7 protein-coding genes are annotated in these 5,865 nt (G+C 40.6%); all 7 read right to left on the reverse strand.

Annotated elements, in window-relative coordinates; genetic code table 11:
- Positions 1-20: 20 nt before the first annotated feature.
- Complete coding sequence (locus tag A5295_RS04145; RefSeq protein ID WP_004105778.1) at positions 21-590, reverse strand: ACT domain-containing protein; 570 nt, start codon at positions 588-590, stop codon at positions 21-23.
- A 63-nt stretch (positions 591-653) separates the two neighbouring features.
- A complete protein-coding gene (locus A5295_RS04150) occupies positions 654-1,418 on the reverse strand; it encodes an aspartate kinase (RefSeq protein WP_064621790.1) in 765 nt (254 codons plus the stop codon).
- 129 nt (positions 1,419-1,547) lie between these two features.
- The gene (recR, locus tag A5295_RS04155; protein ID WP_004105782.1) at positions 1,548-2,156 is read right to left on the reverse strand and encodes a recombination mediator RecR; all 609 of its coding nucleotides are present in this window, start codon (positions 2,154-2,156) and stop codon (positions 1,548-1,550) included.
- 6 nt (positions 2,157-2,162) lie between these two features.
- Entirely contained in the window at positions 2,163-4,553 is a 2,391-nt protein-coding gene (locus tag A5295_RS04160) for a DNA polymerase III subunit gamma and tau (protein ID WP_064621792.1), read from the reverse strand.
- A gap of 105 nt (positions 4,554-4,658) precedes the next feature.
- The gene (locus tag A5295_RS04165; protein ID WP_004574187.1) at positions 4,659-5,063 is read right to left on the reverse strand and encodes an Rv3654c family TadE-like protein; all 405 of its coding nucleotides are present in this window, start codon (positions 5,061-5,063) and stop codon (positions 4,659-4,661) included.
- Positions 5,060-5,440 carry a TadE/TadG family type IV pilus assembly protein gene (locus A5295_RS04170; RefSeq protein WP_033888547.1) on the reverse strand — a complete coding sequence of 127 codons (381 nt, stop codon included), beginning with the start codon at positions 5,438-5,440 and terminating at the stop codon, positions 5,060-5,062. Before A5295_RS04170 ends, A5295_RS04165 begins: the two co-directional genes overlap by 4 nt.
- 29 nt (positions 5,441-5,469) lie before the next feature.
- Entirely contained in the window at positions 5,470-5,745 is a 276-nt protein-coding gene (locus A5295_RS04175) for a DUF4244 domain-containing protein (protein ID WP_033888546.1), read from the reverse strand.
- Positions 5,746-5,865: the final 120 nt, after the last annotated feature.

Below are 5,865 nucleotides of genomic sequence, written 5' to 3' on the forward strand. Positions count from 1 at the left end.
ATTTAATAATTTAAATTGCTTCAGCGCCCGCTTCCGCCGTACACTACTGCTTCAACCTGACTTGCGTCCAAACCGTAAGCAGTATGCAAAGCGCGAACAGCTTCATCAATTTGTTCAACAGGAACCATGGCAGCAATACGAATTTCCGAAGTAGAAATCATCAAAGTATTTATACCATGTTCACTTAGCGCAGTGAAGAAGGTAGCAGCTAGGCCTGAATGTGTTTTCATACCAACGCCAACAACAGCTACTTTTCCTACTACTGGAACGACATCCATAGAAGTAAATTTCAATTCATCATGCGCTTCTTCTAGAACTTTACGGACTGCTTCCATTGATGCTCCTGGAGCAGTAATAGAAATATCTGCTGTACCAGTAGAAGCACTTGCTTGCGCAATCATGTCAATATTTACATTTGCTTTTGCAAGAGTTGTAAATACTTTCGCAGCCATACCAGGAATATCTGGAATACCGCGAACCGTAATCATTGCCTCACTGCGATCATGAGCAACGCCAGAGATAACAGGAGTTTCCGGACCTAAATCAGGAAATAAATCGCCCATAGTCGAAAGAATATCGTGGTTTACCATTGTTACCGCCTTTAAGCTCGAAGATTATTTGACATTATCTATTAATATTTAGTTTTGTATTTTCTAACTCAGATTAGGCAAATCGTTCGGATTAATATTATTTGGAACTATAAGCGTTCCGTTCCTATGTGAGAATGAACTTCTAACATGAAGAGGCATACCAAAACGCTGAGCGTACTCAACACAACGCAACGCAAGCACGCGCGAGCCGCAAGATGACATTTCAAGCATTGAATCATAATCAATTACAGGAATACGTTTTGCAGTTGGCACAATACGTGGGTCCGCAGTAAATACTCCATCTACATCCGTGTAAATCTCACATACATCAGCACCTAAAGCAACCGCAAGCGCTACAGCGGAAGTATCCGAACCGCCTCTACCGAGAGTCGTGTCATCTCCAACTTCGTTAATTCCTTGGAACCCTGCAACAATTGCAACACTGCCTTTGCTAAGAGCTCTTCTGACACGATCAGGCTTAACCGCACGAATATGCGCAGCTCCAAACTGAGTATCTGTCATAAATCCAGCTTGAGAACCAGTAAAAGAATAAGCATGAGATCCTTGAGCATGAATAGCCATTGCAAGCAAACTCATAGAAATTCGTTCGCCTGCTGTCATAAGCATATCCATTTCGCGAGCAGGAGGATGAGTATTTACACTCATTGCTTGATCAATTAAATCGTCAGTCGTATCTCCCATCGCTGAAACTACAACAGCAACATCATTGCCTGCTGCTTTTGTAGAAAGAATGCGTTTGGCAACACGTTGTATGGAATCCGTATCCGCTACAGAAGAACCACCGTATTTCTGTACGATAAGCGCCAATTTTTACCCCTTGCTCATGTCAATATTGATAAACGCACAGGATATGCCAAATAATGGCTTCAATATCAGACTACCAATTATGCCCTATTTACTAATAATGATTTGTGCTCATAAAAACAATATTCAAAATTACACAGATTGACGACCAGAAAATGCACGACCTAAAGTGATCTCATCCGCATACTCTAAATCTCCACCAACAGGCAATCCACTTGCCAAGCGAGTAACTTTAATTCCTAGAGGATCGAGCAACCGAGCCAAATACGTAACAGTCGCTTCACCTTCTATATCAGGATCAAGCGCAAGAATAATTTCTTGAACTTTTGCATCTTTAAGACGTTCAAGTAATTGCGTAATTGCTAAGTCCCCAGGCCCAACATTTGCCATTGGGTTAATTGCACCACCAAGAACATGATAAACACCTGAATATTCATGAGTTCGCTCAATACTCATAATGTCTTTAGGTTCTTCAACTACACAAATTTTGCTATGATCACGCCGAGGATCTGCGCATACTATGCAAGGGCTCTGCTCACATACGTTTCCGCATACATCACAAAAACGCACACTTTCTTTCATGTTATTAATTGCGTCTATTAGCTCTTGAACATCTTTATCCGAGGAAGAAAGTAAGTAAAACGCAATACGCTGAGCGCCTTTAGGTCCAATCCCTGGAAGCTTTGAAAATGCTTCAATTAAGCGACCAATTGCTCCATCATATGACGATGAATTATGCACTGTAAACTACTCCTCTTGCTTTTTCTTAACGCTCATAATCGCATTTTTAGGATTTTTAGGATCAGTAGAAGCAAATTCTTCAACAGATTTAACTTCAAAAATTTGTTTAAGCTCATCAGTGCTTACAGACGTTGCGGATTCTAATGAAGCATCATCCATCGAACATTCGTCAGCAGTAGCTCCATTCGTAGGAGAAACAGTAGTCTGAATTGATTCAGTAGACAATTCTGAAGTATTAGTTGCATTCTGAACTTGAGAGTGTAGTTTAGCTTGATCCAAGACACCAGAAATAGCTTCAGATTGGTTATGAGAATGCGAACTCTTCTGTATTGCAATCTCGTCATCATGATTCATGAGCTCATCTTCAATAGAAGAGTCTTTAGTAGAAGAATCTTCCGGCATTGCAATCACATCCGACATGGGCATAGACGACATATCTGCCCAAACATCATCATCCGCATTCGCAACATCACTTAACTCATCCGCAGTATTTTCAGAAGCTACTGATGCTGCGGAGCCATCAGCGCCACTAAAACCCGAAGATTCTTTTTTAGTAGGATTTTTATTTATTCCGCTGCCATCAGAATCAGTTTTATTACTAAATCCAGCAGATAGGCCAGTTTTGCGTAATAAAATATCTCGCTTAACTTTGGCAAGATTTTGCGGATCCATTCGAGCAACAGATTCTACTTGTTCACCATTAGCAGCAACTGGTGCAGGAGCAATCATTACTTGCGCACCAAATACTTCATGCACTTCATTCATTACTACTTTTGGCACTTTTTGCCCATCATATGGAGAAGTAGTGCATACTGCGAGAGCAAACGCATGCTGACTCATAGGCTCATTAAAAGTCAAAATAAGACGCTGTCGACCTGATTGTGCTGGAGTAAGTTGCACTGTAGGAACATACTCACGAGTTACATACTCACGTACGTCATCAGGCAATTTTGAAACTACTTTATCCCACATTGCATCAGGATCCATGGAATCATTCTTTGAATTAGCATTATGTGCATCGTTCAAAAACGCTTTTTTAGATTCCGTTTCTTTTGTGTTTGTAGCAGATTGCGTTTCTGCTTTAGCAATAGGAGATGCCGTAGTTTCAGAAGGTAGCGAAGAATTTGGAGTACTATTATTCTCACTATCTGCAGAAACATATTTCTTATTGCTTGTAGAACCTACGAAATGAGCACCAGAAGATACTTTATTTTGAATATTCTGCTTAGAAGTGGAAATATTTTGTTGTTGCACGTTATTGATGCGCAAATTAGTTGCAACAGTATTTGAAATTTCGCTGTCTGCAAGCAAACGAGCAACTAAAATTTCCAAATTCATGCGAGGAGAAATTGCACTAGCCATTGCACTTAAAGCATCATTAATTGTTTGAGCCATACGTGCTAAATCATGCAATGTCATGCTTGCAGATTGCTTATTCAATATTTCCAAATCTTCTGGAGAAACATCATTAAGTAAGCTTGAAGCCGCTTTAGGACCTGCAGATACCATAAGCAACAAATCACGAACTCTACCTAATAAATCTTCTACAAACTTACGAGTATCGTAGCCTCCAACAATAACGCGACGAACTACATCGTATATCGAAGCACCATCATGATTAATAAGATCGTCAATGAATTCGCTAATCAATGAATTAGGCGTAAAACCTAATAAAGCAACCGCAGAATCCAAAGAAATTGAACCATCAACAGCACCCACCATAAGCTGATCGAGCACAGATAACGTATCTCGCATTGATCCCGCACCAGCGCGCATAACAAGGCGAAGAACTCCCGGCTGCGGCAGAATACCTTCCTTTTTGCAAATATCTTCAAGATATGGAGACATTACCTCTGGAGGCACAAGTCTGAAAGGATAATGGTGTGTACGCGAGCGAATAGTGCCAATAACTTTATCCGGCTCAGTGGTAGCAAAAATAAACATTACATGTTCAGGCGGCTCTTCTACAATCTTAAGCAAAGCATTAAAACCTTGCTGTGTAACCATATGAGCTTCGTCGAGAATGAAAATCTTATAACGGTCACGAGCAGGAGCGAAACCAGCACGCTCACGCAACTCTCTAGCATCATCGACACCGTTATGGCTTGCAGCATCAATCTCTACAACGTCGATAGAACCGGCACCGCCAGTAGCTAAATCTTTACAGCTTTGGCACTCTCCGCATGGGTGCGAAGTTGGCCCTTTTTCGCAATTAATGCAGCGAGCTAAAATTCGCGCAGAACTTGTTTTACCGCATCCACGCGGCCCAGAAAATAAATATGCATGCGTTATTTTTCCTTGGTCTAATGCTCTAGACAAAGGTATGGTAACCTGATCCTGCCCAATAACACCATCAAACGTGTCAGGACGATATCTACGATACAGTGCAAGTGCCATGTTTCCTAACCTACCGCGACCTAACTATTTCCCCGATATATCTTAGTTAAGACTATCAGCAGCCGCCACCCGACTGCTGATATTTATATTCGTTTTTGCTACTTACTACTTATTGCAATCTTCTAGTCCTGCTCTAGCAGAAACTTCCACGTTAGAAGCAAATGGAATATTTAGCCCAACAGAAACACGAACAGTTACATCATTACTAGTAGAGTTGCAAGATTTCAAAAAAGCATTGCTTGAAGCAACAGTACGCGCAACAACCTCACACGCATTATCCTCCATCCTTTGCAACGCAGAAGCACCAGATAAAGCAGCAGAAGTTGCAACAGCATAAGCTTGATGTTTAGCTCCGAGAACATTACATAAAATAGCAGAAAGCACTAGTATTGAGCAGACTGCGATCACTAGCATAATGCCAAGCATAGTGCCAGAACCGCAGTCAATGCCCTTACATCGCTTATGAATGAAATTTATTGAATGCTTCACAAAATTCTTGCGCCTACTCATACTAAAACCTGGCTTACATGACTTTCCACTAGAGGCGGCAAAATATGAAGAGGATCGGGAATAAGAGGACATTTAACAACAATATTCGCCATATTATTGCTACGACTTATTTTCACCGACGCTCCTTGACCTGCGACCGACTGCACAATACTTGCGGCAGCTTTATCGTCCTTATGAGTCACAAGATAATACGCAACTTGCGCAGCAGCATCATGACAATTCATAGTACATACAACTGCTCTACCTATGCCAATTAATACAAATAACAGTATTAATACACAAGGCAAAACAATAGAAAATTCAGCAGTTACCGTCCCTCTGTCATAATCACTAATTTTGCGCAACAATCTTTTGCACACAATAACTTTCCGCATCATAAGCTCATTTCATCTGCTAAAACATGCCGTTAGCCGATTTTCAATGCTTTTTTCACTAAATCTGTCAACGTTGTGCGAACCGTATCTGATTTCAAAATAGCAACTAGCAGTGCAGCAAAACCAGTAGCAGCAATAATAACTACTGCATACTCAGCTGTTACAGCTCCAGAATCCTTATTTTTAAGACCTTCAGCGTACAGTTTTCTTTTTTGACACAAACGTGACTCAATATTCACTAATTGTTCATTTACTTGAAGCATAGACACAGCGTATCGTGCAACAAGTTTTTGCATTATCCCAACCATCATCTTGTACCTTTCACTTCAAACTATCCGAAATTTTCGGATAGAAATATTATTACAACTTGTTTTGCGAATGAAAATAAAAAAATTGCATTGTGGATAAACTGTCTCTTATACACATCT

Origin of the sequence: Gardnerella sp. 26-12 (genome assembly GCF_001660745.1) — a bacterium.
Lineage (GTDB): Bacteria > Actinomycetota > Actinomycetes > Actinomycetales > Bifidobacteriaceae > Bifidobacterium > Bifidobacterium swidsinskii.